Below are 24,396 nucleotides of genomic sequence, written 5' to 3'. Positions count from 1 at the left end.
CTTGGGCAAAAATGGATAGTGAAATATTAAAGAGATTAATGGAAGAAGTTGAGCATAAACTTGATGAGTTGTTGCAGGCACAAACGAATCATCAAAATGAAGTTAACAAATTACAAAACGAAAATAAAGAATTAAAAGATAATTATATAAAAATGCTAGATCAAATTAACATTTATATTAATGAACTTGAAGAAATAAAAAAACAGCAAAAATAATTATGTCAATTGTTACGGTAACATTAAATAACAAGAGCTTTCAATTATATTGTAATAATGGGGATGAAGAAAAATTACTATCTTTAGCGAATAAATTGAATGATAAAATAGCGGAAATTAAACTTGGTAGTCCCACAGCCTCTTTTGAGCTATTATTAGTTATGGCATCACTTACTGCTCAAGCTGAAATAGCTAGTCTAACAGAAACACTTAATAAAAACGGCCTTCAAAAAAATCATCCCGACGAAGAAAAATTCGCAGAAACCTTAACTACTATCGCAGGTTACCTAGAAAACCTTGCACGTAAAATGGGAAAGTGATATATTAGCTCTTGGCTGCTTGGTTCGTGAGCTTAATATTAACCTAGGACTACCACTAACTTTTAGGACATTGTCCCTGTCTAATACTAATTCAGTTTAGATATATAAAGTCCACCTTTACATAAAGGTCTTTGAAGGATTTTAAGTAACGGCCAAAGCGGTCATATATACCTATGTCATTCCTAGCTAAAAGCGGGAATCCAGCATAAAACGAGATAAATCGAGCTTTTAATTTTTAAAAACTTGCTGGATTTATATTTTTTACTGGATTCCCGCCTACGCGGGGATGACATCGAGTAGGTTTTGCGACACATGCAACAAAGCCGGATGACACCACAAAACGACAAATCAGCTTTAAAATGAAACAAACAAAATCAAGCAATAAAGTTCTCGGTGCTTTTTTAGGCACTATCATTGAATATTACGACTATAGTTTATATGGTTTTTCAGCGGCAATTATCGCAGATAAATTCTTTTCAGCCGGTACTGATCCGTTAACAAAGCTTGTAAATGTTTTTGCCATTTATGCAGCAGCATATTTATCAAAACCTATAGGGGCTTATATTTTTGGACGTATAGGGGATATATACGGTCGGAAAAAAGCCTTAAGTTTTACGATTATCGGTATTGTAATACCTACCTTAATAATAGGTTTATTGCCTGATTATTCTTCGATAGGAGTTTGGAGTACGATAATTTTAGTTTTATGTCGCTTGATGCAAGGTATTTTTATTGGAGGGGAATATGACGGTGCAGCGATTTATGTTATTGAACATTTAGGAGCAAAATACCGATTTACTGCCTCTGCAATAACTAGATGTACAGGAGTAATGGGTTTATTATGCGGGATTGGTGCAACTAATTTCTTCAATTCTCATATTTTTCCGGAGTGGGGTTGGCGTGTTCCATTTTTACTAAGTTTACCGCTTGCATTAATAACTCTTTATTATCGCCGGAAATTTGATGAAACACCGGAGTTTAAACAAGCACATCATAGCCAAGATTCTATTGAAAAACTTAGCTCTATAATTAAAAAGCAATGGAAAAATATTGCACGGTTAATATTTTTGGCCGGAGGTTTTGGAGCAACATATCAAATTGCAATCATCTTTATGAAGCAATATTTACCAATCGTATTACCTTCAGTCGGTATTATTATGAGTTCTTTTTCAGTATTAATAGTAATATGTTTTGGTGTTTGCATGCCGATTGCCGGCTTTATTGCTGACAGCTTAGGAGTTAATTCAGTATTAAAAATCGCATTTATATGTACTATTACAGCAAGTGTATTTTTGGTGATAGCAGTAAAATATCAAATGACTAATTTAGGGCTTGCAGCTAGTTTAATGTTAGCTGCATCGGTTGCTCCTTTTAATGCTCTTGCTCATAGTATAGTTATTAAGTCTTTTGGAGTTAAGGAACGTTACCGTGTTATAAGTTTAGGACATAATATCGGTTCAATGTTAATGTCTGGTACTACTAATTATATTTGTGCAAAGGTAATAAAATCATTTGAGTTTAACCTATTCCCGATTTTATATCTTTGTATGTTTGCCGTACTTGCTTATTCTATGACGATGTTGTTTAGTAAGGATACTATATTAAATCAAGATCTAAAAAACGACAAATAAACATAAGTAATAAATTGTAATTATCTTAAAAATGACATATTATAACAAATGTTAATTTAGAGTTATAATATAAAGAATAGTGACCAGCATGGCAGAGTGCTTATACCGGCTTCCATTAGAGAAAGATTTAATAACATCCGGGTGAAAAAATCACCATAGAAATTGAAAATAGTGAAATTAAAATCGTTAGCGTTGATAATAATAATTGATGAGATGCATAAGATTTTCATCAAAAATCAAATTGATAAAAATATTTCTATAGTAGATGATTTTATTGCTGAAAGACGTCAGGAATATTGAATTGAAGAAAAAAGAAGTAAAAAATGTCCAAAATAATATTTAATGCCTCTACACTAATTGCCTTATTTGCTAAAGAAAATGGTTACCAATTGATTAAGAAATATATGAGAGATGGAGTTATTGCAAGCGTAAATATTGCTGAAGTTTATAAATATTGTATAGAAAAACAAGGCTTAACGGAAGAAACTGCAAAAATTCTTATTAAATTATGAGATATCAAAATTATAGACTTTTGTCCTGAGCAAGCACTAATTAAGTGCAAATATAATTAATACAACTAAAATTTATGGTTTATCACTTGGAGATGGGGCATGTATAGCTCTTGCTATCTTTAAAAATTATCCTATTCTTACTTGCGATAAAATTTGGCAAAAAAATTAGATTTAGGTATTAAGTTTATTATGGCACGATAATTATTTTATATCCTTTAATCAAATAGGAAAAATTCACCTATTTCAGGCATAATAAACTTATTTTTACCAATATTATGTTTTTTCATAGCTTGCCGTAGTTCCAAAAGAGTCGAATTAAAGGCTTCATCAGCTAATTGAAATACGTTAAAATGACTAGCTATAGAATATTTAGAGCCTAAGTCCAAATGAGTCAATACGGCTGCTTCAGGATTCATATGTACCTGTTCCATAAACCATCTTGGTTCATAAGCACCTATCGGAATAAGGCTTATTAAAATATTATGTTTTTTCCGATCTCTTTAAAAAGAGTATCACTATAACCCGAATCACCTATAAAACAAATCTCTCTTATTTTAGTTTTAATGATAAAAGTTCCCCATAATGCTTTATTTTTATCAAATATTCCTCTCGCAGACCAGTGCTGTGCCGGTTCTAGATAAATATTTTGTTCTTTATATGATTCTCCCCATCCCAAGGTAATAATTTCTGCATCGCTAATATGTTTTTTGATTATTACGTCATTCATTAGCGGTGTAATAATCTTAGGCTTAGCCCTTATCCATAAATCTTTAATTATTCTGATATCTAAGTGGTCACAATGATTATGACTTACTACTATAATATCTATTTTAGGTAAATCGATAAAATTAATACCAAGCTTTACTACTCTTTTTAGTCCTGCAAAAGTACAAGGCTTAACCAGCTCCCGCTCCTACCATACCGGATCGGTTAAGATATTTAAACCGTCTATTTGAACTAAAAAGGTTATATGCCCTATATAGGATATCCTTATAGTCTCATTATCAGTTATTTTGGTGGAATATCAGTGGAAGTGTGGCAGTGTTGTCGGCCCTTTTGGTCGTTTTGAAGTTATTTTCCATTTTAGAATATCAAGTAAGGTTTTAGGTTTGATATTAGGCTCAATATTGAAAAACATATTTTTATTTAGATAGAGACCTTCCTTTCGGTTTATTAGAGTTTTTAACTTGTTCAGCAAAAGATTTTGTTTCTTTAGTTGTCGGTTTATGCATAAATCCTCTAGTTTTTTCTCCTATCAGCATAGCTTCTTGAAGTATGTCTTTTGGTAGTTTAGCTATAGATGCGGATATTTCCGGAGTTTGTTTTATTTCTACCGTTATCTTTTTTTCTTTATTTATATCTCTTCCTATTACTTCATCTAGCGGAACATTTTTATAATCGGCAAGAGCAACAATTGCTCTCATCTCAGGCATTTTTGTACGACCATCTAGGAAATTTTTCCATGCTGTTTCATGGGTACCTGTTCTTTCACTTAACTTATACGGGGTTATATTCTCTGTTTCTAATATATTCAGTACAAATTTTTTAATATTATTTCTAATTTCTTCTAGAATATCTTTATTTGTTTCTGATACATCGTTAATCCAATTAAATTTTTCTTTTGACCTTATATCTTCGCTCATTATTTTTTCCTGTAAAATTTACTCCTAAAAATTGAGAGTTAAAATAATTTTTTAAATGATAAGCATTTATGATTTTTAATAGGTTATCTATGAAGTTATTTTAATTGATAATTAAAGAGATTTTATAGCAAAAAAGAATTCAAGCTTTAAAATAACTTCATAGATAACCTATTAGACTTATTTATTAATATATAACTAATAAATAGTAAAGAGAAGATAATTATAATGAAAATAATAAATTTAAGATATTTCATTAAGTATTTAGGTCTGATATATGAAATTTACATTAATCTATTTTAACTTTTTTTGTCACAAATTATAAAATTTTCTGAAATAGAAACCATGCCTTTTCAAAATCTTATAATTTTAACATAAAATAACTTAAGATATAAATTAAATTGCAGATGCAGAATCTAAGATATTTTAAAAAGATTATATAAATTAAAAATTGTTTTTTCTGCATCTTGATCATTTATTAATAAGGTAATTTTAACTTCTGATAATTGTATCATGTTAACATTTACATTATCTTTCGTTAACTTTGATAATATCGTTTCAAGTACTTTACAATCATTTTTAATCCCATAACCAATAAGAGAGATTGTAGCAATTTCTGCATCAAAAGTAAAATCTTGTATCTGCTTATCATTTTTTAAATTAGTAAGTAAAGCTTGTAAATTATTTTTATCGGTTAAATTTATAATAAAACTATATTCTTCATTATTTTTTATCTCTTGCATAAATTCAATATGATTATTATTTTGTGTAATAATATTTGCAACTTGCAAAAAACTTAAAGAAATGCTCTTTACAGATATTTTTAATAAATTTTTATTAGAAGTAATGCTGTTAATAATTCCATTCTCCATATTTTTATCCTTTGAAGTAATTAACGTACCTTCTGTATTCGGTGAAAATGTTGAAAGAACACACATATCTATTTTATACCGCATTACCAGCTCTACGGCTCTAGGGTGTAATACTTTTGCTCCACTTGATGCTAGTTCTAACATTTCTAAAAAATCTATTGCTTTTATTCTCTTTGCATGTGGAATAATTCTTGGATCAGCAGTAAATATTCCCTCTACATCGGTATAAATATCACATCTATCGGCTTTCATAGCTGCAGCGATTAAGGCGGCAGTAGTATCGGATCCTCCTCTGCCCAAAGTGGTTAACCTATTGGATTTGTTAATTCCTTGAAAACCGGCTATTATAGGGACGATATTTAACTGTAAATATTTTTTTAGTAAATCTGTAGTAATTGATTCTACTAAAGCTTTACTATGATTATTATCGGTGAGAATCGGTAATTGCCAAGCTAGAAATGATCGTGCCTTTATGTCTTCTTCTTGAAGAGCTAGTGCTAGTAATGAGGCTGTGACTATTTCACCGCTCGAAAGTGCTACATCATATTCTGCAAATTGAGAAATATTGTCAAGGCTTGATACTTCATTACATAATGTGACAAGTTGATTAGTAACACCTGCCATAGCCGAAACTACTACAATTACTTGGTTATTTTTAGCTATTTCGGATTTTATGATAGGGACGATTTGTTTTATTCTATCAATATTTGAAACGGAAGTGCCACCGAACTTTTGAATTATTAAGGCCATAACTAAAGGGAGCCTATTTATCAGTATTATTAGTGGATTAACAAAACACTCTCACTCGATGTCATGCCTGCGTAGGCGTGAATGACATCGAGCCTTAAGTTGACACCTATGTACCTACACAACAATGCCATAAAAGCATTTTTTGTTCCATGTGATACTAGTAAATCAAACTACAATACTCTCAAAGTCCATCTGTAAATAAACTTTAATTAGTAATTAAAGTTTATTTACAGATGGCCTCTTAGGCACTTGTAATTTCTTTAACATTAACAATTTTATGACTTCGCTTAGTTAAAAATTCTACTCTACCTTCTATCAAAGCAAATATTGTATGATCTTTACCAAGCCCTACATTCGTTCCAGGATGAATTGTTGTGCCGCGTTGTCTGACTATAATATTACCGGGTATTACATATTGTCCATCGGCTTTTTTAACTCCCAGCCTGCGACCTGCCGAGTCTCTTCCGTTCCTAGAACCACCACCGGCTTTTTTGGTTGCCATTTTATAATTCCTTTTAAGTTATTATTATTGTTTGGTAATATCTAATATTTTTAATTCCGTCAGTTCTTGACGATGACCGGCTTTACGACGATAATTTTTTCTACGCTTTTTCTTAAAGACTATAATTTTATTATCTTTAAGTTGGTTAGTAATTTCAGCCGTAACGACAGCCCCTTTCACTATTGGAGTACCAATAAAGGAAGGCTTTGAGTATTCGCCAATCATTAAAATTTGATCAAACTGAATTTTAGAGCCAAGTTCTCCATCAATTTTTTCAACTTTAATAATACTATTTCTGTCTACTTTATATTGTTTTCCACCTGCTTTTATAACTGCGAACATGAAAACTATCTCTTTAAAAATTAATAAATATTTGTCGTATCATATTATTATATTAGAAATTAGTCAATGATAATATTATGTTATACTCGATGAACTTGAAAAATTAGCTACGTCATCTTACAAGGACGAGGGTGCTCACGTATTAAGTACTGCTGTCGCTCCTCGTCTTGTAGATTCCTTACTCTTTTTCAAGTTGATCTTCGTATACTACCTTTTCACTTACTCACATTATCTATTAATACGAATATAGTTGCGTATTGAGTTACCGCAGCAAATATTGCGGCTAGCAAATCATCAAGCATAACGCCGATACTGCCCTTAATATTTTTGTCAAACCAATTAATAGGCCAGGGCTTTACTATATCAAAAAATCGGAATAAACAAAAAGGTAATATGAAAAGTAATATAATATTTATTGTTAGTGGACTAAAATATTTAATTAAATGCGATTCGTTAGCAAATAAAGCAGAAAAAAATACTAAAACGATAGTTAGCATTTGCCCTACTACTTCATCAATTACCACTTCTTTTGGGTCTTCTGAATTTGTATAATTTAAATATATTTTAGTAAAATAAGTGCCGAGTATTAAGAGTATCAAACATAGGCTAAAGCTTATAATAAATATACTGACAAGTTGAGCTTCACCGAGAGTAAGATTTGAGAAAAGAATAATTATTTTATTATTAACAATAAAATATATTAAGAAGTAAGTGAGAGGGAAAGCGACAATCGATCCAAAAGTGCCTGGACAGTATTTTATTTTTCCGATATAAAAAAAAGTAGCAAAAAATTCTGAAAATTGTTTTTTAGTAAACATTGCTTTAATTATTTTATTCTAGATTAGAGCTATAATATCTTATATAATAAAATTTTAACTTATACAGCAAAAATATCATGGGAATGAGCTTTAGCCATTTATTAATAGTTTTATTAATTATTTTTGTATTATTCGGTGCCGGTAAATTACCTCAAGTTATGTCCGAGTTAGCTAAAGGTCTTAAAGCTTTTAAAGACGGCATGAAATACGATGGTAGTGATAATGATAAAAATAAATAATTGATCTTTAGTGTCACCCCGTGGCTTGACCACGTGGTCCCACGGGGTCCAATTAAAAATACTAAAATTGTTAGTATGTTAAGTTAGTTTTTGGATCCCGTGGCAAGCCACGGGATGACAAATAACAGTGCCCTAATCCCTTGAAACAGTAGAATATACACTATTCTCTTTCCTAATAATGTCATACCGTCGCTGTGCTACTCCATTGATGAAATGAATATTACCGGATAAACCTATATAAGGTTGTCTACTGTTCATTCTATTTAAAAACCTTTCAGATGCAAATTCATTGCCTATATAGTTTGCAGTCATACGTCCTAAATCATAAGAAAGAAGATGCATGAAGCCCATATGGTTAATACCTAAGTCTTTTGCCCTATCCAGAACGTTGCTATTGAGTAAATTTAAAGAACCAGTAAAGCTAATATCGATATTTTCAGGGTAATCGATATCAATACGATTATCACCGATTAAAATAGCTTTTTTATCTAAATTATATTTACGAATGCTATCGGCAAGTAGGTTTAAATTTTTTGGATCATCTGATAGATAAATAACCGGTTTTGTTGTGTCACTACGTTCATTTATAATATCGGTATTGTCTGAAATATTTCTTGCGGCTTTTGCTATAGATTCAGGATTATCCTCATAGAATTCGGTGCGTGATAATGATGCATTTTTCTGAATCAATATATTTTGCATTACTTGACTAATAGTTTGCGAATGCTTCCCTTTAGGCAATAATGCCATAAAATCTTTATGGTCGTTACTTGCGTAATAATTGATAATACGTATCAGTTGTTTTAAAGGCGCATGACCGAATACAAATAATTTATCTTCTGCAAGAGCCGGGTTATTTGACATAGTTATAATAATAATATCATTAGCTTTTGCTTTTTCGGCTATTAGAGAGGTAAAGTTAGAATATAGAGGCCCTAAAATAATCTTAGTTTTACGCGCTACTATTTTATCCATAGCGGCTAAAACGTTTTTTTCGTCTGAACCGTCGTAAGACGTAACATGTATATAAGCTTTGATTCCGTCTTTAAGTCCCATTTTAATTAAATCTTTATATTGTGTCCCAACAATACTATCAGGACCCTGATTTGGCATTAAAATTGCAATCTCAATTTTTTTTTGTTCTTTTTTAGGAAAACTTATAGGTTCTTCTTTCGGAGTTTGACAGGACGTTAAATATATCAAGAAAAAAAATGATAGAACGATTCGTAGTTTATGTTTTATACTAGCCATAATATTACTTAAAATTAAAAAACTATGATTTTAAAATCGGGATTATATATTGTTTCAACGCCGATAGGCAATTTTGAAGATATAACGCTTCGTGCTATATCGACTCTAAAAAACTCAGATATTATCTTATGTGAGGATACTAGAATATCGCAAAAATTGCTAGCAAAACATGATATTTATACTAAATTACAAATTTATAATGATCATAGTGACGAGAAAGATAGAGAAAATATTATAAGTTTAATAAAATCGGGCAATATAATAAGCTTAATTTCTGATGCAGGAACTCCTTTAATTTCCGATCCTGGCTATAAGTTAGTTAAAGGGTTGCGTAATCTTAATTGTCATATAGACGTAGTACCAGGGGTATCTGCACTGATTACTGCTCTAACTTTATCGGCTCTTCCTACTGATCGATTTTTATTTCACGGGTTTTTACCTAAAACTACAGAAAGTAAGCAAAAGATTTTTTCTGAATTAGTAAATCTTAAGGCTACATTGATTTTTTTTGAAACTGCTCCTCGTTTGATAAACACCTTATCGGTAGCTAAGGAAATACTAGGAAACCGAGCAATATGTGTAGCTCGTGAGTTAACTAAACTGTATCAGGAAATAAAAACAGGGGATATAGATGAAATAATAGAGTTCTATCAAAACAATATTTTAAAAGGTGAGATAGTATTGTTGATTTCAGGAAATTTACAAGAACAAAACCAACAAATAAATTTAGAAAAATTTATAGAACTTTGCTTAAGTAAAAACTTAAGTAGCAAAACCTCTACCGAACTTGCTTATGACAAATTCAAAGACGTTTATAGTAAGAAAGCAATATATAGATTGGTGAACAAGCAAAAAACTTAATAGACTTCTTCTGAAACTCTACTTCTAGAGGTAATTTGTACGTCGATCCGGTACTCGCATCCTCATGTATGTCTATATATGCTGCGGTTCTGCGTTCTGTGTTTCCTTCAAATTCCTCCCTATAAGCGAGTTTCCAAAGAAGCCTAGTATAAATTTATAGTAGAATTTACCTTAGAATATGGTAAATTAAAGAGAAAAGATAAAATTTAGTAGTATAATATGTATAAATTTAAGCCGAGAGTCGATTTGGCCTTTAAAAAAATCTTTGGAGTAGAAGAGAATAAGGATTTGTTGATCTTGCTTATTAATTCGATAGTAAGCAAAGAAGATCAGGTTGCAAAAGTAATGCTGCTTAATCCATATAACCCGAAGAATTTTTGGACAGATAAGCTGTCTATCCTTAATATTAAAGCCAAGAGTGAAAATAGTAAAATATTTAATATTGCAATACAAGTGACAGATGAAGCGGATTACGATAAACGAGCTTTATATTATTGGGCAAAGATGTATATGCAGCAGCTAAGAGAAGGAGCCAGCTACTCAGAATTAAACAAAGCAATAGGTATACATATACTTAATTTTATAAGTATTACGAATACTGATAATTATCATAATGCTTTTCAGTTAAGCAAAAAAATAGTGGTTTAATATATTTCAAAGATATAGCACTACATACTATAGAGCTTAATAAATTTGCTAAGAACCCTAAAGAAGAGTCATCGGATGTCGTTAAGAAAGTTAAAAACGCTTTAGATATATGGCTAGCATTTTTAACACGTAATGATTTATTAAATAAAGATAATTTACCAAAAGAGCTAGATAATAAGGAGCTAAAAAAGCATTAACAATACTTGAAGTAATAAATTTAAGTGATGCAGAAAGAGAAGAATATGAGAATCGTAGAGAATGGCTTAGAATTAAAGCCGGGGCTTTTAAAAAGATGGAAGAGAAAGGAAGGGCTGAAAGAAATATAGAAATAGCAAAGAACTTATTATTTTAAAATATAGATATAAATATAATAGCAGATTCTACAGGGCTAACTAGAGAGGAAATAGAAAAGCTAAAAGCAGAAATCGATAAGGTAGGAAAAATAAAAGATCGCCTGTGATATATCAGACGACCTATTACACATTAGTTAGCTGAGCTGTGAGAACATCTGCAACCTTTTTTAGGCTTATTTCTTTCTGCTGAATCTTCAAGTTTTTTACCTGCCGCTTGCATATCTTGACCAACTCCTTGCATTGTATTACACGCACTTGTTAAGAAAGCTACAGCTACTAATATAGAAGTTATAAATGCTGAACGCATAAATTTACCTTTATCAAATTGAGACTAGATATTATGAAGTAAACAAAAAATTATCAACTTAAAATGTATACTCAGATAGAGCTTCAAAAATTGGCTAAGTCGTCTTATAAGATCTGCGGTACTCACTTATTAAGTATAGGCTCCGTTCCTCGACTTATAGACTCCTTGCTCTTTTTGAAGTTGATCTTCGTATATCTATTTCATTTACTGTGAGTTTATTAATATAATACTCACAATACTCTTTAATAGGGCAGATGTCACAATCTAGTTTTCTAGCTTTGCAAAGATATCTACCATGCAGAATTAGCCAGTGATGGGCGTGAGTTAGCCATTTTCCATCGATAATTTGCAGTAGCTCTTTTTCTACTATTTCAGGACTATTACCTTTAGCAAGTCCAATCCTTTTGGCTACTCTAAAAACATGCGTATCAACTGCCATTGTCGGCATACCGAATAAGCAGTTTTGTACAACATTGGCAGTTTTTCTGCCAACGCCCGGTAGTTTCACTAATTCCTGAAAGTCATTTGGTACTGAAGCTTGATAATTGCTTATCAATATTTTACATAATGCGATAATATTTTTTGCTTTGCTGTTAAATAGTCCGATAGATTTGATATATTTTTTAAGTCCTTCTTCACCGAGTTCTAGAATTTTTTCCGGTGTATCGTAAGCTTCAAATAAAGATTTAGTCGCTAAATTTACTGATATATCGGTGGCTTGAGCAGATAATATTACTGCTACTAATAAGGTAAAATCATTCTTATATATTAATTCAGTTTTCGGATTTGGATTATTCTTACTAAAAATCTCAAGAATTTTATTAACTATTTGTGCTTGCATATATTGCTATAGAAAGTGTATTTTAGAAGATAAATTATTGAGTCTTAAAATGCTAGAAAATAAAAATTTTGAATTTATAGAAAATGCACTAAAAAATAATAAAGTAGTGCTGTTCATGAAAGGTACTCAGGAAGCTCCAATGTGTGGCTTTTCTGCTAAAGTAGTAGCTATTTTGAATAAATTAGGTGTAGAGTTTCGTGATATTAATGTATTTGTTAATCCGGAATTTCGCGAAGATTTAAAAAAATTTAGCGATTGGCCAACATTCCCACAATTATACATTAAAGGGGAATTAGTCGGCGGCTGTGACATTACAACGGAGCTATACAATAATGGCGAGCTTGAGAAGATGTTAAGAGAGTAAGGATGTCATACTGTTTAGAGCGTTTAAATTTTTTAATGACTGGATTCCCGCTTTCGCGGGCATGACATATAAAACATAACAATTTTTTAAAAAACATGAACAAATATTTAGAATATCCCGAAGTAGAAAGTAAAGAGCAGCCGGCAAAGAAACTAGTAGTGTTACTGCACGGTGTCGGCTCGGACGGACATGATTTAATAGGATTAGTCCCTTATATCAAAAATGATTTACCCAATTGTCATTTTATTTCCCCACATGGTATCGAGGCTTATGATATGATGCCTTATGGTAGACAATGGTTTAGTTTGCAAGACCGCAGCCCACATATTATGGCAAAGCTAATTGCAAATAATATTTCTAAGCTTGAAGATATAATAAAGCAAAAGCAGGAAGAGTTAAATCTAACCAACAAGGATACTATCATTATCGGCTTTTCGCAAGGTACGATGGTAGGGTTATATTTAACACTAGTTCAAAAAGAGCCGTTTTTTTGTACTATAGGTTTTGCGGGTGCATTAATTCCACTTATGGAAGTTAATAATAAGCGTACCCCTATATGCTTGATTCATGGGGAATTAGATGAGGTGGTTGGTGTTAGTGAGATGTATAATGCTTCAAACTATTTATCTAAGCTCCATATAGAGCATAGCGGGCATAAATTAACTTCTCTTGCTCACTCAATAGATGGACGGGGGCTTGAGATTGCGATTAATTTTATAGATTCTGTGTATAAAAATTAAACTATGTGATTGCCTTAAGACTTTATAAACTAAGATTATTTGTGGTGATTGTTTAGAAGTAATGGATAAAATCCCCAATAATTCTATTGATTTGATTGTAACTTCTCCACCATATAATTTAAAGAATTCTACGGGTAATGGCATGAAAGATGGACGTGGTGGTAAATGGTCAAATACAGCTTTACTTAATGGTTATAAAACCACTCCGATTGTATGCCGCATGATGAATATGTCAGTTGGCAAAGAGAATGCTTAGCTGAAATGCTGAGGATAATATCAAATGATGGAGCTATTTTCTATAACCATAAATGGAGAGTACAAAAAGGAATTCTACAAGATCATCAAGATATAATATCAGGTTTTCCTGTAAGGCAAATTATTATATGGCAATGCACAGGAGGGATAAACTTTAATCCTGGTTATTTGCTACCTATGTAAGGAAAATTTTAAATTGTCTCCTAAAGCAAATGCATATGGTGATGTATGGGAATTTACTCAAGAAATGAATAATGATCATCCTGCACCGTTTCCAAATGCACTAATTGAAAGAATTATATCTTCTACTAAGCAACAATAGTCTTAGATCCATTTATGGGTTCTGGAACAACAGCAATAGCTGCTCAAAAATTAAATTGAGATTATATAGGTATAGAAATTTCTCAAGAGTATGTAAATAAAGCACAAGCAAGAATTAATGATCAACTGGACAAATTAACAATGTTAATAAAATAAATATTCCTATTTATACAAAAGAATCTTTAATTGCTAAATTACTTGAAATTAAATCTATGGGATGGATAGAAAATAGTAGACATGGAAATCATGGTGGGGTTGGAAACACTATTGAAGATTTATTAGGTATCGGAGAACATAATTTACCAATTCCAAATGCTGCTGAATGGGAACTAAAATGTCAACGTCTTAATACCGTATCACTTACGACCCTTTTTCATATGGAGCCCTCCCCTACAGCTTTAAAATTTGTTCCTTGTATGCTATTACCCAAATATGGTTGGTCTCATCAAGAGGCAGGAAAAAAATATCCTATTCACGAAAAGAGCTTTAGTCAGACAATTTCTACCTTAGAGTGATAGAGGATTCAAAATAATTGTAGATAGATTAGAGCAGAAAGTTTTAATCTCGTTTGATGCTGAGCTTGTAGCTAATCATCATAAAGAGTGGTTATTATCTGTTGAAAAAAAATATTGGTTTAAAAGAGCTTAATCCTCAACTATCTTGTGGATTTCAAGACTTGTATCATAAAACAGGAACTAAAATTCATAATTGTTTTTTTATAGGTGTAGAGGTAAAAAAAGAAGCAGAGAAAGAATTTTTCTTATATTCTGGGGATATTGTTGTAGATTTTGATGCTAGAACAGGGCATAATCATGGAACTAAGTTCAGGTTCAGAAATAGTAGATTGAACGAGTTGTATGAAAATGTAGAAGCAATATAAATATAGGATAATTAATGAATATTTTTAATAATAATTTACATGAAACGGATAAAGAAATTAATGAAATAATAAAGCATGAAAAGTTACGTCAAAGTAGCGTAATCGAGCTTATTGCATCAGAGAATCTCGTAAGTCCCGCAGTGCTTGAAGCGCAAGGGTCGATTCTGACTAATAAATATGCAGAAGGGTATTCCAGTAAACGTTTTTATAACGGTTGTGAGGAAGTAGATAAAGCTGAAAATTTAGCGATAGAGAGAGTAAAAAAATTATTTAACTGCAAATATGCAAATGTGCAACCTCATTCAGGCTCACAAGCAAATCAGGCTGTATATCTTGCTTTATTACAGCCGGGCGATACAATTCTTGGTATGTCCTTAGATAGCGGCGGGCATCTAACACACGGTGCAGCCCCTAATATGTCCGGTAAATGGTTTAACGCCGTTTCTTATAGCGTAAATAAAGAAACTTATTTAATCGATTATGATGAGATTGAGAGGTTAGCAGTTTTACATAAGCCAAAACTACTTATAGCTGGCTTTTCTGCTTATCCTCGTAATATTGATTTTGCAAGATTTAGAGAAATTGCGGATAAAGTCGGAGCATATTTCATGGCAGATATTGCTCATATTGCAGGGCTTGTTGCCACAGGTGAGCATCAAAGCCCTACTTCTTATGCTCATGTTGTTACCTCTACTACTCACAAAACGCTTAGGGGACCAAGGGGCGGTTTAATCTTATCTAACGATGAAGAGATAGGCAAAAAAATAAATTCTGCATTATTTCCAGGATTACAAGGTGGTCCTTTAATGCATATAATCGCCGCAAAAGCAGTAGCTTTTTTAGAAAGCTTGCAGCCTGAATATAAAAGCTATATTAAGCAGGTAATAAGTAACGCTAAAGCTTTCGCAAGTAGCTTGCAAGAAAGAGGATATGATATATTAACAGGCGGGACAGATAATCATATTGTTTTAGTGGATTTGCGTAAAAACGGCATTACCGGAAAGCTTGCTGCTAATTCTTTAGATAGAGCAGGAATTACATGTAATAAGAATGCTATCCCGTTTGATGAAACTTCGCCTTTGATCACTTCAGGTATTCGCCTTGGTACTCCAGCGTGTACTACTAGAGGCTTTAAAGACAAGGATTTTGTATTAGTCGGTCATATGGTAGCAGATATTTTAGATGGTCTAAAGAATAATGAAGATAATAGTAAAGCTGAACAGAAAGTGCTAAATAAAGTAACAAAACTAATTAAATTATTTCCGTTTTATGACTAATTTAAACAAAAGACCGGATTGGATAAAGGTTAAAGCTCCTAATTCTGCAGAGTATTATAATACAAAAGATTTAATAAAGAATCTGAGTTTAAATACTGTGTGCGAAGAAGCTGCTTGTCCTAATATCGGTGAGTGTTGGTCGAAAAAACATGCAACCGTGATGGTTTTAGGTTCGGTTTGTACTAGAGCCTGTAGGTTTTGTAATGTCAAAACGGGTAGACCGGATTTACTTGATCCGCACGAACCGCAAAGGTTAGCAGAGGCGGTACAAAAGTTAAATCTTAAGCATGTGGTAATTACTTCCGTCGATCGTGATGACCTTGAGGACGGTGGAGCTTCACATTTTGCGGAGTGTATTAATGAAATTAGAAAATCATCGCCAAATACTACTATCGAGATTCTAACGCCCGATTTTTTAAGAAAAGAAGGAGCAGCTGAAATAATAGCCAATTCAAAGCCTGACGTCTTTAATCATAATGTCGAAACAGTACCGTCTTTATATAAAACGATTAGACCTGGGGCTAGATATTATAATTCTTTAAGCTTACTTCACAATATCAAAAAATTATCGCCTGAAATTTTTACAAAATCCGGTATGATGGTAGGGCTTGGCGAAGAAATAAATGAAGTAGTACAGGTTATGGATGATTTAAGGGAAGCAAAGGTTGATTTCCTCACTATCGGGCAGTATCTGCAACCTACTAAAAATCATGCCGAGGTCGCAAAATATGTTACTCCTGAAGAGTTTAAATATTTAGAGCGAATAGCAAAAACAAAAGGATTCTTGATGGTTTCGGCAACCCCACTAACCCGTTCTTCATACTATGCCGATGAGGATTTTCAAAAATTAAAAGAGAATTACCAACAGCGTCATACAGTTGCTTAACGGGTGTTGTTGTATGGATACTAGAACCGTCATTGCGAGAAGAAGCGCAGTAGCATCGACGTGGCAATCTCATAAAGCAAGTAGTACAAGAGTCCTGAGCTTGCTACTTCCTTTTAGTTACTTAACTCATGACAATATTAACTCTTTCTGGCAATACCTCTAAAGTAAATAATCCTAATATTGATTAATTTTTATATATGATACTACACGTATGATATACGTGTATGAGGATGGTTTTATGCAGAAGAAATTAACAATTACTATAGATGAAGCAGTTTATTATAGGCTTTATTCTGTAATAGGTGAATGTAAAATTAGTAAATTTATTGAACAACTTGTAAAACCTTATGTAATTAATGAGGAGCTGGGAGTTGCTGACGAAGCTATGGCTAAAGATACAAAAGCTGAAGAACAAGCCAATGAGTGGGTAGAAGGATTAATAGAAAGTGATTTGTATGACAAGAGGTGAAGTATGGTTGGTAGATTTTAATCCCTAGTTAGGCGGTGAAGTAACTAAAGTAAGACCGGCAATAATCGTTAGCAACGATTACTCACATGCTTCATTAAATCGTGTGCAAATAAATACCTTTAACTAGTAATATTGATAAATGCTATCCTTGTGAAGCTTATATAATGATAGGTGGTAAAAAAGGTAAAGCCATGGCTGATCAAATAATGACAGTAAGCAAATTAAGGTTAAAATCTAAAATTAACGTTATCTCTAATGAAGATATGCAGCTTTTGGAATATGCCATTAAATGACATCTAAGTCTATAACGATAATTCATTCAATACTTGGTACAATGATAAACGTAGAAATCATAAAAAATTACGACAAATGGCGTGAGCATAAGCAGATAAATAAGCGTTTAATCCAAAAAATAACTCAAAATATTTTATTGCGGTTTGATAATTTTAGTAAAATAAAACAATTTGAATTATCAATTTTACTAACAAATACTGCAGAAATATTGACCTTAAACAAACAATTTCGTAATATAGAAAAGGCTACTAACGTTCTTTCTTTTCCAAGTAATGAATTAAATTGGCAGGATTTATATTCTAAACTTGAATTTTTAGGCGACTCTGATTATATGCATTTAGGTGATGTAGCATTTTGTTATGAGGTAATATATAATGAATCGTGCGAGCAGCAAAAAACTTTTGAGAATCATTTTATTCATCTTTTAATACATAGTATTTTACATTTAATTGGATTTGATCATCAAAATGACACAGAAGCACATATTATGGAAAATCTAGAAATTGAAATATTATCATATTTCGGTATTTCTTCCCCTTATTAACTAAATAAAAAACTTTATGTTAAAATCTTCACAAAAAGAAGATTCTAGGAAAAAAAATCAAAATAATAAGTTAATTTTTACTGTACGAAAATTATTCTCTCCGATAAAAAAATTTTTTATAAAAACAAAAACACCTGATAATTTTTTTGGTGTCATCAAGCGCCTTAAAATTAATAGCCAAAAAATGACTTTAGACGAGCGTAATATTTTAGCTAATTTATTGGAGCTAGAAGATAAAACTATTGAAGATATAATGGTACCGCGTTCTGATATTGCGGCAATTAAATTAACTACGAATCTAGAAGAATTAAGTGAGTCTATTAGGTTAGAAGTCCCACATACACGAACTCTTATATATGACGGTACTTTGGACAATGTAGTAGGGTTCATTCATATCAAGGATTTGTTTAAAGCATTGGCTACAAAGCAAAATGGTCGTTTAAAAAAACTTATACGTAAGCATATAATTGCAGCTCCTTCTATGAAATTATTAGATTTGTTAGCAAAAATGCGTCGTGAGAGAACACATATTGCAATAGTTGTTGATGAGTATGGCGGTACTGACGGTTTAGTCACTATTGAAGATCTTATAGAAGAAATAGTAGGACGAATTGATGATGAGCATGATCAGCAATTAGATAGCGATAATTTCAAGGTTATTAATAATTCAACAATTATTTCAAATGCACGTGTTGAAGTAGAGGTGCTTGAAGAAATAATAGGAGAAAAGCTCAAAAATGATGATGAGTTTGATACAATAGGAGGACTTGTATTGACTAGAGTCAGTAGTGTGCCGGTTATCGGTACTAGAATAGATATTTCAGAAAATATTGAAATTGAAGTTACGGATGCAACTCCTCGTTCTTTAAAACAAGTCAAAATTAGACTAAAAAACGGTTTGTATAGCGATAAGATTTGATTTTAAATAAATATGAATTTAGAGAGGTTTATACTCTAAATTCATTAAAAATATTTTGTTATTATATTGCAGTATTATATTCTACTGCTCCAATTCATCCTTCTTCTTGGGTATTTGTTTCCATATAATAATTATAACATGCTTCTCCTACTTTAATTGCAGCTAATGTTCCCATTATGCCGGCAGCACATGCCATAGCAATTTTTAAAGGTGGATCAATTACTACTAAATAAATTCCAACAGCACATGCTCCTACTACTGCAAGCTTATCGTACCAAGGGTTTATATTATCGTTTACTATATCATTGATTATTTCCTTAAGCATAAATATAAACCTATTAATTAATATTAAATTCTAGAGCCATAGTGTATAACTAAATATTAACTAATTGTTAATATTACCACGAAACATGGTAAAATATAATTTTATGCTGTTATTTTCATTTGACTTAGCAGAAAAATTTAGTTAAATACCGAAGCTCTATACATAAGAAATTATCGTTATGAATGAATTAAATATTAAACTACAAAATTACAGTAGTATATATCCTGAAGAAATTGTTACACAAACAAAAATGCTTGAATTTTTAAATGAGTATGAAAACCATTTTAGCCGAGATTTACAAATATGACATTTCACTGCTGCGGCTTTTTTACTTAATAATGATAAAACTAAATTTTTATTGATGCACCATAAAAAGCTTGATAAATGGCTTCAACTAGGCGATCATTGTGATGGAGATAGTAATATATTAAATGTAGCGGTTAAAGAAGCTATAAAAGAATCCGGAATTAATTAGATTAAAATAATAAATAAAGAAATTTTTGATATAGACGCCCATTATATTCCGCAAACTCATAAGGAGCCTGCTCATTATCACTATGATGTACGATTTTTACTCAAAACAGTAAATAACGCTAATTTTATAAAAAATAACGAATCGAATGAACTTAAATGGTTTAGCTTTTCTGATTATTCAAAATTCGATATTGAGCTAGAACGTTCCGTTACTAGAATGATAGAAAAGTTTATGAAAATTAACTATCCTGCTTGTTAAATATAAATTATTTCCCTATCATGGCATTTTTTAAATAGAATGTAAATCAAATGCCATTATCTAGAATTTTTTCATTCCGTAGCAAGAACAAGGAAGATAATACTCCCAAAAAACCAAAAATTACGCATCCAAACCCAATTAATGAGATTGCACATACGAACCCTCTAGCAGGTGAAGTTGTTACTATTAAACTTAAGGATCAGCTTCATAATTTTATAAAGAGTGAAAAAGTTACCCTCACTTCATTTAAACCGCCTTCTTCTCAAAGTAAAGACGCATTTTCTCCTATCTTAAAAGATGTTGAAAATATCTGAAAGGATTTTGAGATTTTCTTAGATAATATAAAGACTAAAGCTTTAGGAGCGATTGATTCATAGTAAAATCGATAGTTTTATGCTGTAGGGTTTCTAGTTAACAAGGGCTTTATTGTAGATATTGAGACGTCATTGCGAGGACATGCATAGCATCGAGACGTGGCAATCTCATAAAGCAAGTAATATAAGATTCTTGAGGTTGCCACGCTCCTTACAGTCGCAGCCTTATTGCATGGATCGAAAAAATACGCTCGGTGTCATACCGTGGCTTGACCACGGTATCCAGAAAAACAGCTTGTAGCGTATATTATTTGTCTATTTTTCCTGGATCCCGCGCGATCAAGTCGCGGGATGACAGAAGAAAAACCGATCCACGCAACAACGCCTACAGTCGCTCACAATGACAAGAAAATCGAATCACGTAGGCAACATCAGTATCATTATGCTATTTTTTGATATTCAAAATATATTTTCCTTACTGCATAAATCCAAGCAAGGCATACGAAAGTAAATACCACCATTAGCATCGGTGAGATTGAGGTAAAAGTAGCAGTCGGAACTAAGGTAAAGATAATAGATTGTACAAGACCGCTAGAGGATTTGCCGACTTTTGCACTTATTACGTCAACCGCTGCTTTGCCTTTGGTTTTAAGCTCCTCATCAAGAGGGATATATAACATTTCTCTTGAAGTATCCCATATAGAATATTTAGTACCTTTAGCTAAAATATTTTGAATACCGCCGATCGAAACGGCAAGAGCAAGAGGTGACATTAAAATTGCTCCATCAAATAATGATAAAATTTGTTGATCAAATACTATAAGTACAAAGAACAAAATGCCGGTCACCATTATTATAACTGGTGAAATAACTGCTGCTGCAAACCAGTTATGCATACGCATAACGTTATTACCGATGATGGTCATAACCATTATTGCAACGCCTGTCCAAAGTATATACAGACTGTTAAATTCAGCATAGGTATTTACAGTCGGATATAATTCCTTAATTTTTGCTTTCCATACGGCTTCGACTAAGTTAATAGCAAATCCGAAAGCTGCCGAACAAATTAAAAGTAGCCATAAATATTTTGATTTCGCAATATATTTAAAGCTTTTAATCAGTCCCATCCGTTCTGAAGTTGATCTACCGCTTTTTGCTTTGGCATAGAATAATGGGTTAGTAAAAACGTTATTGCTAATAAATCTCACTAACAAACAATAAACAATAGCAACGATAGCAACAATTGTCGTGGATACTTGAACTAAAGTGATTTTACTATCCGAAATACTCATAAACTTCTTAATAATAGTATCTTCCGATGATAGATTCATCATTAAAAAGCCGACTAATATTAAAGAAGAGTTGCCGAATAGCGAAAAGAGAGTATAAAATCTTTTTGCTTCTTCGGTGGTAGTAAGTTCATTAGCAAACTGCCAAAATAATAATACGTAAAAAATATTAGGCCAAAGCTCGGCAAGACTATAATATACTATATAACCCCAATTACCTACTAATGAGATATACCACTTAAAATGAGGATAGCGTTCCATCCAGTCAGCTAGATTATCGGGATGTACATGAAAAATATGAATATTAGGATAAATAACAAAGGCAAATAAAACAAAAAAGCTGATGAAAAATGCACTTAAATAATAAAAGATCTTTTCAAAAGTAAGATGATTAATCATTTTAGCATAAATAATCACGAATAAAGCAGCAGCAGGCGTAACACAATAAACTTTAGCAAAACCTGCTATTTCTGCACTAATCTCGGAAATTAAAATACTATCTTTTAAGATTCGTAAAACATTTTGATTAAATAAAATACAAAACATTAAGGCACTCATCGGAATAAACTTTCCGAGTTCGTAATCATGCACAGGCCAAAATGCCGCTCTGAATTTGCTTTTAAACGATCGTGATGAGGTACTTAGCATTATAAATCCCTAAGGACAAAAAAAAAACTTAAGTACTTGAGGTTCTGTGTACTGTATAATCATTAATTATACAGTACACAGAACCTCAGATTTTATGAAAATATATTTACAGATAGCATCTGAGAGATGGTATACTGTTTATTGTACTTTGAAGGTGCTGAACTTATATAATATATTTAGTCTTTTGTCAATAATTTAGTCATAAAATACTCGCAATGCTAGATAGTAATAAACTACAGGAATATTTTGACCTTTATAATAATTATACAAAGGCACATAAGCTAGGTATAAATATTTAGAATACGCTAAAATAGTAATGCAAACAGAGCATTATAGGGTGTTGCATTACTCGGCATCATCCTCAATGCCCTCCTTGTCATTCCCGCAAAAGCGGGAACCAATCTTATGATTAGCTCTAGATTCCCGCTTTCGCGGGAATGACATAAACAGATACAGGGATGACAAGCATACTTTCCTAATCATCCCCTCTATCTTCAACGCACCGGAAATATTTTTTCTAGCTCGTGGCAAAAACTTTATTGAACATTTGAGAAACTACGGTGAAGTTTATTTAGTAGATTAGCTAGAGATTGAGGAACCTAAATATTTACTAGACGACTATGTGCATAAAATAATTGAAGTAATAGATAGTTTGCAAATTAAAGACATTAATTTCATAGGTCATTGTATCGACGGTAACCTTGCGATAGCCACAAATGTACTTATGCCTAAATTTATAAAAACTCTGACTTTACTTACCTGCCCGTGGGATTTTGCTCATTTTTTTTCTATAAGAATGTTGCATAGATATTTAACACTAGATAGTGGCATAAAAAATTTACCGATAATTCCTAAAATTCATATTCAAATTTTATTTTTTCTGTTATTTCCTAACTATTTCAATACTAAATTAAAAAATCCTTCTCTATAACTTCCGATCAGGAGCAAGAATTAGCATTTAGAATAGAACATTGCCTTATGTCAGGGAATAATATATCTAAAGGGGTTGATAATCAAATCATACAAAATATATTGGATAAAAATATGTTTATAAATCTTAAATGGCAAATCGATAATAGACCTCTTCAGAAATTCGCTTATAGAGAGGAATTTGGAGGAGACACGGAATGCAGCACCGCAGCGTATATAAACGTGAAGATGCGAGTACCGGATCGACGTACAAATTACCTCTAGAAGTAGAGTTTCCGAAGAGGTCTAATTTGATTATTGATCCGAGTTTAATCGATTGCCCTGTATATATAGTAGCAGCGGAAGATGAGCAAATAGTGCCTAAATCTTCCATTTTATCTTTGCAAAAATTATTAAAAAATTCTAAACTTATAGAAGTAAAAAGCGGACATATTAGCTATTTGATAAATAGTAAATTAGATAAATTATTTAAGGAGTATACTTAGATAGAACTTCAAAAAATTGGTGTTGTCATTCTATAAGAGCTGCGGTGCTCACGTATTACTATACGCTCCGCTCCGAGGACTTTGAATACCTAGCTCTTTTTGAAGTTGATCTTCGTATACCTATTATTCATTCACTGGGAGTATACACATTATGACAAAACCGGTTTATATAACTTATGCGAAAAGGACGGCGTGCGGCTCGTTTATGGGTAGTCTTAGCACGACTTCAGCACCAATGCTAGCTGCTCATTTAATAAAAGATATGATACAAAACAGCAAAATCGATTCAGCTTTAGTAGGTGAGGTAATACTTGGACAAGTAATAACAGGCGGTAGCGGGCAGAATCCGGCGAGGCAAACTCTGATGCATGCGGGGATACCGAAAGAAGTGCCGGGTTATACGATTAATAAAGTATGTGGCTCAGGTCTTAAAAGCGTAGCACTTGCAGCAAATGCGATTATGACTGGTGATAATGAGATAGTTATAGCAGGCATACGCGTCAAGTTAAGGGATGTTTATAAGTTTAAGAGAAGATAAAGTAGATTTTTTTGTTTTCCTATATTTATCTTTTAAGCAAAAACTTACCCAAGCTATTCGTAAATTTTTAAAGAAGTTTT

At 32.1% G+C, this 24,396-nt stretch carries 36 protein-coding genes, 1 other RNA gene and 3 pseudogenes; 28 read left to right on the top strand and 12 right to left on the bottom strand.

Annotation, left to right across the window (positions count from 1 at the left end):
- Positions 1 to 11 precede the first annotated feature (11 nt).
- The 6 genes from ACKTSD_RS02445 (at position 12) to ACKTSD_RS02420 (ending at position 2,678) form a co-directional block, all read left to right on the top strand.
- Positions 12 to 215, top strand: coding sequence for an RP576a family tick cell line-upregulated protein (locus tag ACKTSD_RS02445; RefSeq protein ID WP_412707955.1), 204 nt, complete (start codon positions 12 to 14; stop codon positions 213 to 215).
- A gap of 2 nt (positions 216 to 217) precedes the next feature.
- Positions 218 to 535, top strand: a complete 318-nt coding sequence (locus ACKTSD_RS02440) for a cell division protein ZapA (RefSeq protein WP_412707844.1) — start codon at positions 218 to 220, stop codon at positions 533 to 535.
- A gap of 9 nt (positions 536 to 544) precedes the next feature.
- Positions 545 to 703: non-coding RNA, 6S RNA (ssrS, locus tag ACKTSD_RS02435), on the top strand.
- 191 nt (positions 704 to 894) lie between these two features.
- Positions 895 to 2,166, top strand: a complete 1,272-nt coding sequence (locus ACKTSD_RS02430) for an MFS transporter (RefSeq protein WP_412707843.1) — start codon at positions 895 to 897, stop codon at positions 2,164 to 2,166.
- Between the two features lie 171 nt (positions 2,167 to 2,337).
- Positions 2,338 to 2,466 carry a hypothetical protein gene (locus ACKTSD_RS02425; protein ID WP_412707842.1) on the top strand — a complete coding sequence of 43 codons (129 nt, stop codon included), beginning with the start codon at positions 2,338 to 2,340 and terminating at the stop codon, positions 2,464 to 2,466.
- Positions 2,467 to 2,489: 23 nt separating this feature from the next.
- The gene (locus ACKTSD_RS02420; protein WP_412707841.1) at positions 2,490 to 2,678 is read left to right on the top strand and encodes a PIN domain-containing protein; all 189 of its coding nucleotides are present in this window, start codon (positions 2,490 to 2,492) and stop codon (positions 2,676 to 2,678) included.
- A 215-nt stretch (positions 2,679 to 2,893) separates the two neighbouring features.
- On the opposite strand, the gene ACKTSD_RS02415 is transcribed toward ACKTSD_RS02420, so the two are convergent.
- The 7 genes from ACKTSD_RS02415 to ACKTSD_RS02385 all read right to left on the bottom strand — a co-directional run bounded on the left by ACKTSD_RS02415 (position 2,894) and on the right by ACKTSD_RS02385 (position 7,602).
- Positions 2,894 to 3,109 carry an MBL fold metallo-hydrolase gene (locus tag ACKTSD_RS02415; RefSeq protein ID WP_412707840.1) on the bottom strand — a complete coding sequence of 72 codons (216 nt, stop codon included), beginning with the start codon at positions 3,107 to 3,109 and terminating at the stop codon, positions 2,894 to 2,896.
- Positions 3,110 to 3,150: 41 nt separating this feature from the next.
- The gene (locus ACKTSD_RS02410) at positions 3,151 to 3,582 is read right to left on the bottom strand and encodes an MBL fold metallo-hydrolase (RefSeq protein WP_412707954.1); all 432 of its coding nucleotides are present in this window, start codon (positions 3,580 to 3,582) and stop codon (positions 3,151 to 3,153) included.
- A 238-nt stretch (positions 3,583 to 3,820) separates the two neighbouring features.
- Positions 3,821 to 4,321, bottom strand: a complete 501-nt coding sequence (locus ACKTSD_RS02405; RefSeq protein ID WP_412707839.1) for an XRE family transcriptional regulator — start codon at positions 4,319 to 4,321, stop codon at positions 3,821 to 3,823.
- Between the two features lie 413 nt (positions 4,322 to 4,734).
- Positions 4,735 to 5,940, bottom strand: coding sequence for an aspartate kinase (locus ACKTSD_RS02400; protein WP_412707838.1), 1,206 nt, complete (start codon positions 5,938 to 5,940; stop codon positions 4,735 to 4,737).
- 241 nt (positions 5,941 to 6,181) lie between these two features.
- The gene (rpmA, locus tag ACKTSD_RS02395; RefSeq protein WP_412707837.1) at positions 6,182 to 6,442 is read right to left on the bottom strand and encodes a 50S ribosomal protein L27; all 261 of its coding nucleotides are present in this window, start codon (positions 6,440 to 6,442) and stop codon (positions 6,182 to 6,184) included.
- A 24-nt stretch (positions 6,443 to 6,466) separates the two neighbouring features.
- Positions 6,467 to 6,784 carry a 50S ribosomal protein L21 gene (rplU, locus tag ACKTSD_RS02390; protein ID WP_004997480.1) on the bottom strand — a complete coding sequence of 106 codons (318 nt, stop codon included), beginning with the start codon at positions 6,782 to 6,784 and terminating at the stop codon, positions 6,467 to 6,469.
- Between the two features lie 215 nt (positions 6,785 to 6,999).
- Positions 7,000 to 7,602 (bottom strand): phosphatidylglycerophosphatase A family protein, encoded by a 603-nt coding sequence (locus ACKTSD_RS02385; RefSeq protein WP_412707836.1) that lies wholly within the window; start codon positions 7,600 to 7,602, stop codon positions 7,000 to 7,002.
- 77 nt (positions 7,603 to 7,679) lie between these two features.
- Between ACKTSD_RS02385 and tatA the strand changes: the two genes are divergently transcribed.
- Entirely contained in the window at positions 7,680 to 7,841 is a 162-nt protein-coding gene (tatA, locus tag ACKTSD_RS02380; RefSeq protein WP_412707835.1) for a twin-arginine translocase TatA, read from the top strand.
- A 132-nt stretch (positions 7,842 to 7,973) separates the two neighbouring features.
- Here the strand turns inward: tatA and ACKTSD_RS02375 are convergent, their stop codons facing one another.
- The gene (locus tag ACKTSD_RS02375; protein ID WP_412707834.1) at positions 7,974 to 9,092 is read right to left on the bottom strand and encodes a penicillin-binding protein activator; all 1,119 of its coding nucleotides are present in this window, start codon (positions 9,090 to 9,092) and stop codon (positions 7,974 to 7,976) included.
- A gap of 24 nt (positions 9,093 to 9,116) precedes the next feature.
- Between ACKTSD_RS02375 and rsmI the strand changes: the two genes are divergently transcribed.
- Positions 9,117 to 9,953 carry a 16S rRNA (cytidine(1402)-2'-O)-methyltransferase gene (gene rsmI, locus ACKTSD_RS02370; protein ID WP_412707833.1) on the top strand — a complete coding sequence of 279 codons (837 nt, stop codon included), beginning with the start codon at positions 9,117 to 9,119 and terminating at the stop codon, positions 9,951 to 9,953.
- Between the two features lie 219 nt (positions 9,954 to 10,172).
- Positions 10,173 to 10,601, top strand: a complete 429-nt coding sequence (locus tag ACKTSD_RS02360; protein ID WP_412707832.1) for an Rpn family recombination-promoting nuclease/putative transposase — start codon at positions 10,173 to 10,175, stop codon at positions 10,599 to 10,601.
- Between the two features lie 483 nt (positions 10,602 to 11,084).
- Here ACKTSD_RS02360 and ACKTSD_RS02355 read toward each other — a convergent pair whose 3' ends face one another.
- Both ACKTSD_RS02355 and nth read right to left on the bottom strand, forming a co-directional pair.
- Positions 11,085 to 11,261, bottom strand: a complete 177-nt coding sequence (locus ACKTSD_RS02355; protein WP_412707831.1) for an entericidin A/B family lipoprotein — start codon at positions 11,259 to 11,261, stop codon at positions 11,085 to 11,087.
- A gap of 154 nt (positions 11,262 to 11,415) precedes the next feature.
- Complete coding sequence (gene nth, locus ACKTSD_RS02350) at positions 11,416 to 12,102, bottom strand: endonuclease III (RefSeq protein WP_412707830.1); 687 nt, start codon at positions 12,100 to 12,102, stop codon at positions 11,416 to 11,418.
- 49 nt (positions 12,103 to 12,151) lie between these two features.
- On the opposite strand from nth, the gene grxD reads away from it, so the two are divergent.
- The 14 genes from grxD to tlyC all read left to right on the top strand — a co-directional run bounded on the left by grxD (position 12,152) and on the right by tlyC (position 19,051).
- Complete coding sequence (gene grxD, locus ACKTSD_RS02345) at positions 12,152 to 12,466, top strand: Grx4 family monothiol glutaredoxin (RefSeq protein WP_412707829.1); 315 nt, start codon at positions 12,152 to 12,154, stop codon at positions 12,464 to 12,466.
- A 95-nt stretch (positions 12,467 to 12,561) separates the two neighbouring features.
- Entirely contained in the window at positions 12,562 to 13,206 is a 645-nt protein-coding gene (locus ACKTSD_RS02340) for an alpha/beta hydrolase family protein (protein WP_412707828.1), read from the top strand.
- 61 nt (positions 13,207 to 13,267) lie between these two features.
- Positions 13,268 to 13,462 carry a hypothetical protein gene (locus ACKTSD_RS02335; RefSeq protein WP_412707827.1) on the top strand — a complete coding sequence of 65 codons (195 nt, stop codon included), beginning with the start codon at positions 13,268 to 13,270 and terminating at the stop codon, positions 13,460 to 13,462.
- Between the two features lie 5 nt (positions 13,463 to 13,467).
- The gene (locus tag ACKTSD_RS02330) at positions 13,468 to 13,644 is read left to right on the top strand and encodes a hypothetical protein (protein WP_412707826.1); all 177 of its coding nucleotides are present in this window, start codon (positions 13,468 to 13,470) and stop codon (positions 13,642 to 13,644) included.
- Between the two features lie 13 nt (positions 13,645 to 13,657).
- Complete coding sequence (locus tag ACKTSD_RS02325) at positions 13,658 to 13,783, top strand: hypothetical protein (RefSeq protein WP_412707825.1); 126 nt, start codon at positions 13,658 to 13,660, stop codon at positions 13,781 to 13,783.
- 14 nt (positions 13,784 to 13,797) lie between these two features.
- Complete coding sequence (locus ACKTSD_RS02320) at positions 13,798 to 13,842, top strand: hypothetical protein (protein ID WP_412707952.1); 45 nt, start codon at positions 13,798 to 13,800, stop codon at positions 13,840 to 13,842.
- A 74-nt stretch (positions 13,843 to 13,916) separates the two neighbouring features.
- Positions 13,917 to 14,297 carry an MvaI/BcnI family restriction endonuclease gene (locus tag ACKTSD_RS02315; protein WP_412707951.1) on the top strand — a complete coding sequence of 127 codons (381 nt, stop codon included), beginning with the start codon at positions 13,917 to 13,919 and terminating at the stop codon, positions 14,295 to 14,297.
- Between the two features lie 101 nt (positions 14,298 to 14,398).
- Positions 14,399 to 14,662: a PDDEXK family nuclease gene (locus ACKTSD_RS02310; RefSeq protein ID WP_412707824.1), complete on the top strand. Its 264-nt coding sequence runs from the start codon at positions 14,399 to 14,401 to the stop codon at positions 14,660 to 14,662.
- Positions 14,663 to 14,676: 14 nt separating this feature from the next.
- On the top strand, positions 14,677 to 15,939 hold the full coding sequence (gene glyA, locus ACKTSD_RS02305) for a serine hydroxymethyltransferase (protein ID WP_412707823.1): 1,263 nt from the start codon (positions 14,677 to 14,679) through the stop codon (positions 15,937 to 15,939).
- On the top strand, positions 15,932 to 16,825 hold the full coding sequence (lipA, locus tag ACKTSD_RS02300) for a lipoyl synthase (protein WP_412707822.1): 894 nt from the start codon (positions 15,932 to 15,934) through the stop codon (positions 16,823 to 16,825). The genes glyA and lipA overlap by 8 nt, the downstream gene beginning before the upstream one ends.
- 238 nt (positions 16,826 to 17,063) lie before the next feature.
- Positions 17,064 to 17,294 carry a DUF8778 family protein gene (locus ACKTSD_RS02295; protein WP_412707821.1) on the top strand — a complete coding sequence of 77 codons (231 nt, stop codon included), beginning with the start codon at positions 17,064 to 17,066 and terminating at the stop codon, positions 17,292 to 17,294.
- A gap of 164 nt (positions 17,295 to 17,458) precedes the next feature.
- Positions 17,459 to 17,587: a type II toxin-antitoxin system PemK/MazF family toxin gene (locus ACKTSD_RS02290; protein WP_412707820.1), complete on the top strand. Its 129-nt coding sequence runs from the start codon at positions 17,459 to 17,461 to the stop codon at positions 17,585 to 17,587.
- A gap of 41 nt (positions 17,588 to 17,628) precedes the next feature.
- Positions 17,629 to 18,132 carry an rRNA maturation RNase YbeY gene (gene ybeY, locus ACKTSD_RS02285; protein WP_412707950.1) on the top strand — a complete coding sequence of 168 codons (504 nt, stop codon included), beginning with the start codon at positions 17,629 to 17,631 and terminating at the stop codon, positions 18,130 to 18,132.
- Positions 18,133 to 18,148: 16 nt separating this feature from the next.
- Positions 18,149 to 19,051: a hemolysin C gene (gene tlyC, locus ACKTSD_RS02280; protein WP_412707819.1), complete on the top strand. Its 903-nt coding sequence runs from the start codon at positions 18,149 to 18,151 to the stop codon at positions 19,049 to 19,051.
- Positions 19,052 to 19,145: 94 nt separating this feature from the next.
- On the opposite strand, the gene ACKTSD_RS02275 is transcribed toward tlyC, so the two are convergent.
- Positions 19,146 to 19,376: a hypothetical protein gene (locus ACKTSD_RS02275; RefSeq protein WP_412707818.1), complete on the bottom strand. Its 231-nt coding sequence runs from the start codon at positions 19,374 to 19,376 to the stop codon at positions 19,146 to 19,148.
- 178 nt (positions 19,377 to 19,554) lie between these two features.
- Between ACKTSD_RS02275 and ACKTSD_RS02270 the strand changes: the two genes are divergently transcribed.
- The 3 genes and pseudogenes from ACKTSD_RS02270 (at position 19,555) to ACKTSD_RS02260 (ending at position 20,423) form a co-directional block, all read left to right on the top strand.
- On the top strand, positions 19,555 to 19,683 hold the full coding sequence (locus tag ACKTSD_RS02270; protein WP_412707817.1) for a nucleoside triphosphate hydrolase: 129 nt from the start codon (positions 19,555 to 19,557) through the stop codon (positions 19,681 to 19,683).
- A gap of 54 nt (positions 19,684 to 19,737) precedes the next feature.
- Positions 19,738 to 20,109: pseudogene (locus tag ACKTSD_RS02265) on the top strand (NUDIX hydrolase).
- 50 nt (positions 20,110 to 20,159) lie between these two features.
- Positions 20,160 to 20,423, top strand: a complete 264-nt coding sequence (locus tag ACKTSD_RS02260; RefSeq protein ID WP_412707816.1) for a hypothetical protein — start codon at positions 20,160 to 20,162, stop codon at positions 20,421 to 20,423.
- 440 nt (positions 20,424 to 20,863) lie between these two features.
- Here the strand turns inward: ACKTSD_RS02260 and tlc5 are convergent, their stop codons facing one another.
- On the bottom strand, positions 20,864 to 22,363 hold the full coding sequence (gene tlc5, locus ACKTSD_RS02250; protein ID WP_412707815.1) for a GTP/GDP exchange transporter Tlc5: 1,500 nt from the start codon (positions 22,361 to 22,363) through the stop codon (positions 20,864 to 20,866).
- Positions 22,364 to 22,578: 215 nt separating this feature from the next.
- Here tlc5 and ACKTSD_RS02245 point away from each other — a divergent pair.
- Together ACKTSD_RS02245 and ACKTSD_RS02240 are read left to right on the top strand one after the other, a co-directional pair.
- A pseudogene (locus ACKTSD_RS02245) lies at positions 22,579 to 23,775 on the top strand (palindromic element RPE1 domain-containing protein); the annotation flags it as partial.
- Between the two features lie 154 nt (positions 23,776 to 23,929).
- A pseudogene (locus tag ACKTSD_RS02240) lies at positions 23,930 to 24,271 on the top strand (thiolase family protein); the annotation flags it as partial.
- Between the last annotated feature and the right edge of the window lie 125 nt (positions 24,272 to 24,396).

Source organism: Candidatus Rickettsia kedanie (assembly GCF_045865205.1).
Classification (GTDB): Bacteria; Pseudomonadota; Alphaproteobacteria; order Rickettsiales; family Rickettsiaceae; genus Rickettsia; species Rickettsia australis.
This window is presented reverse-complemented; position numbering and strand designations above follow the sequence as displayed.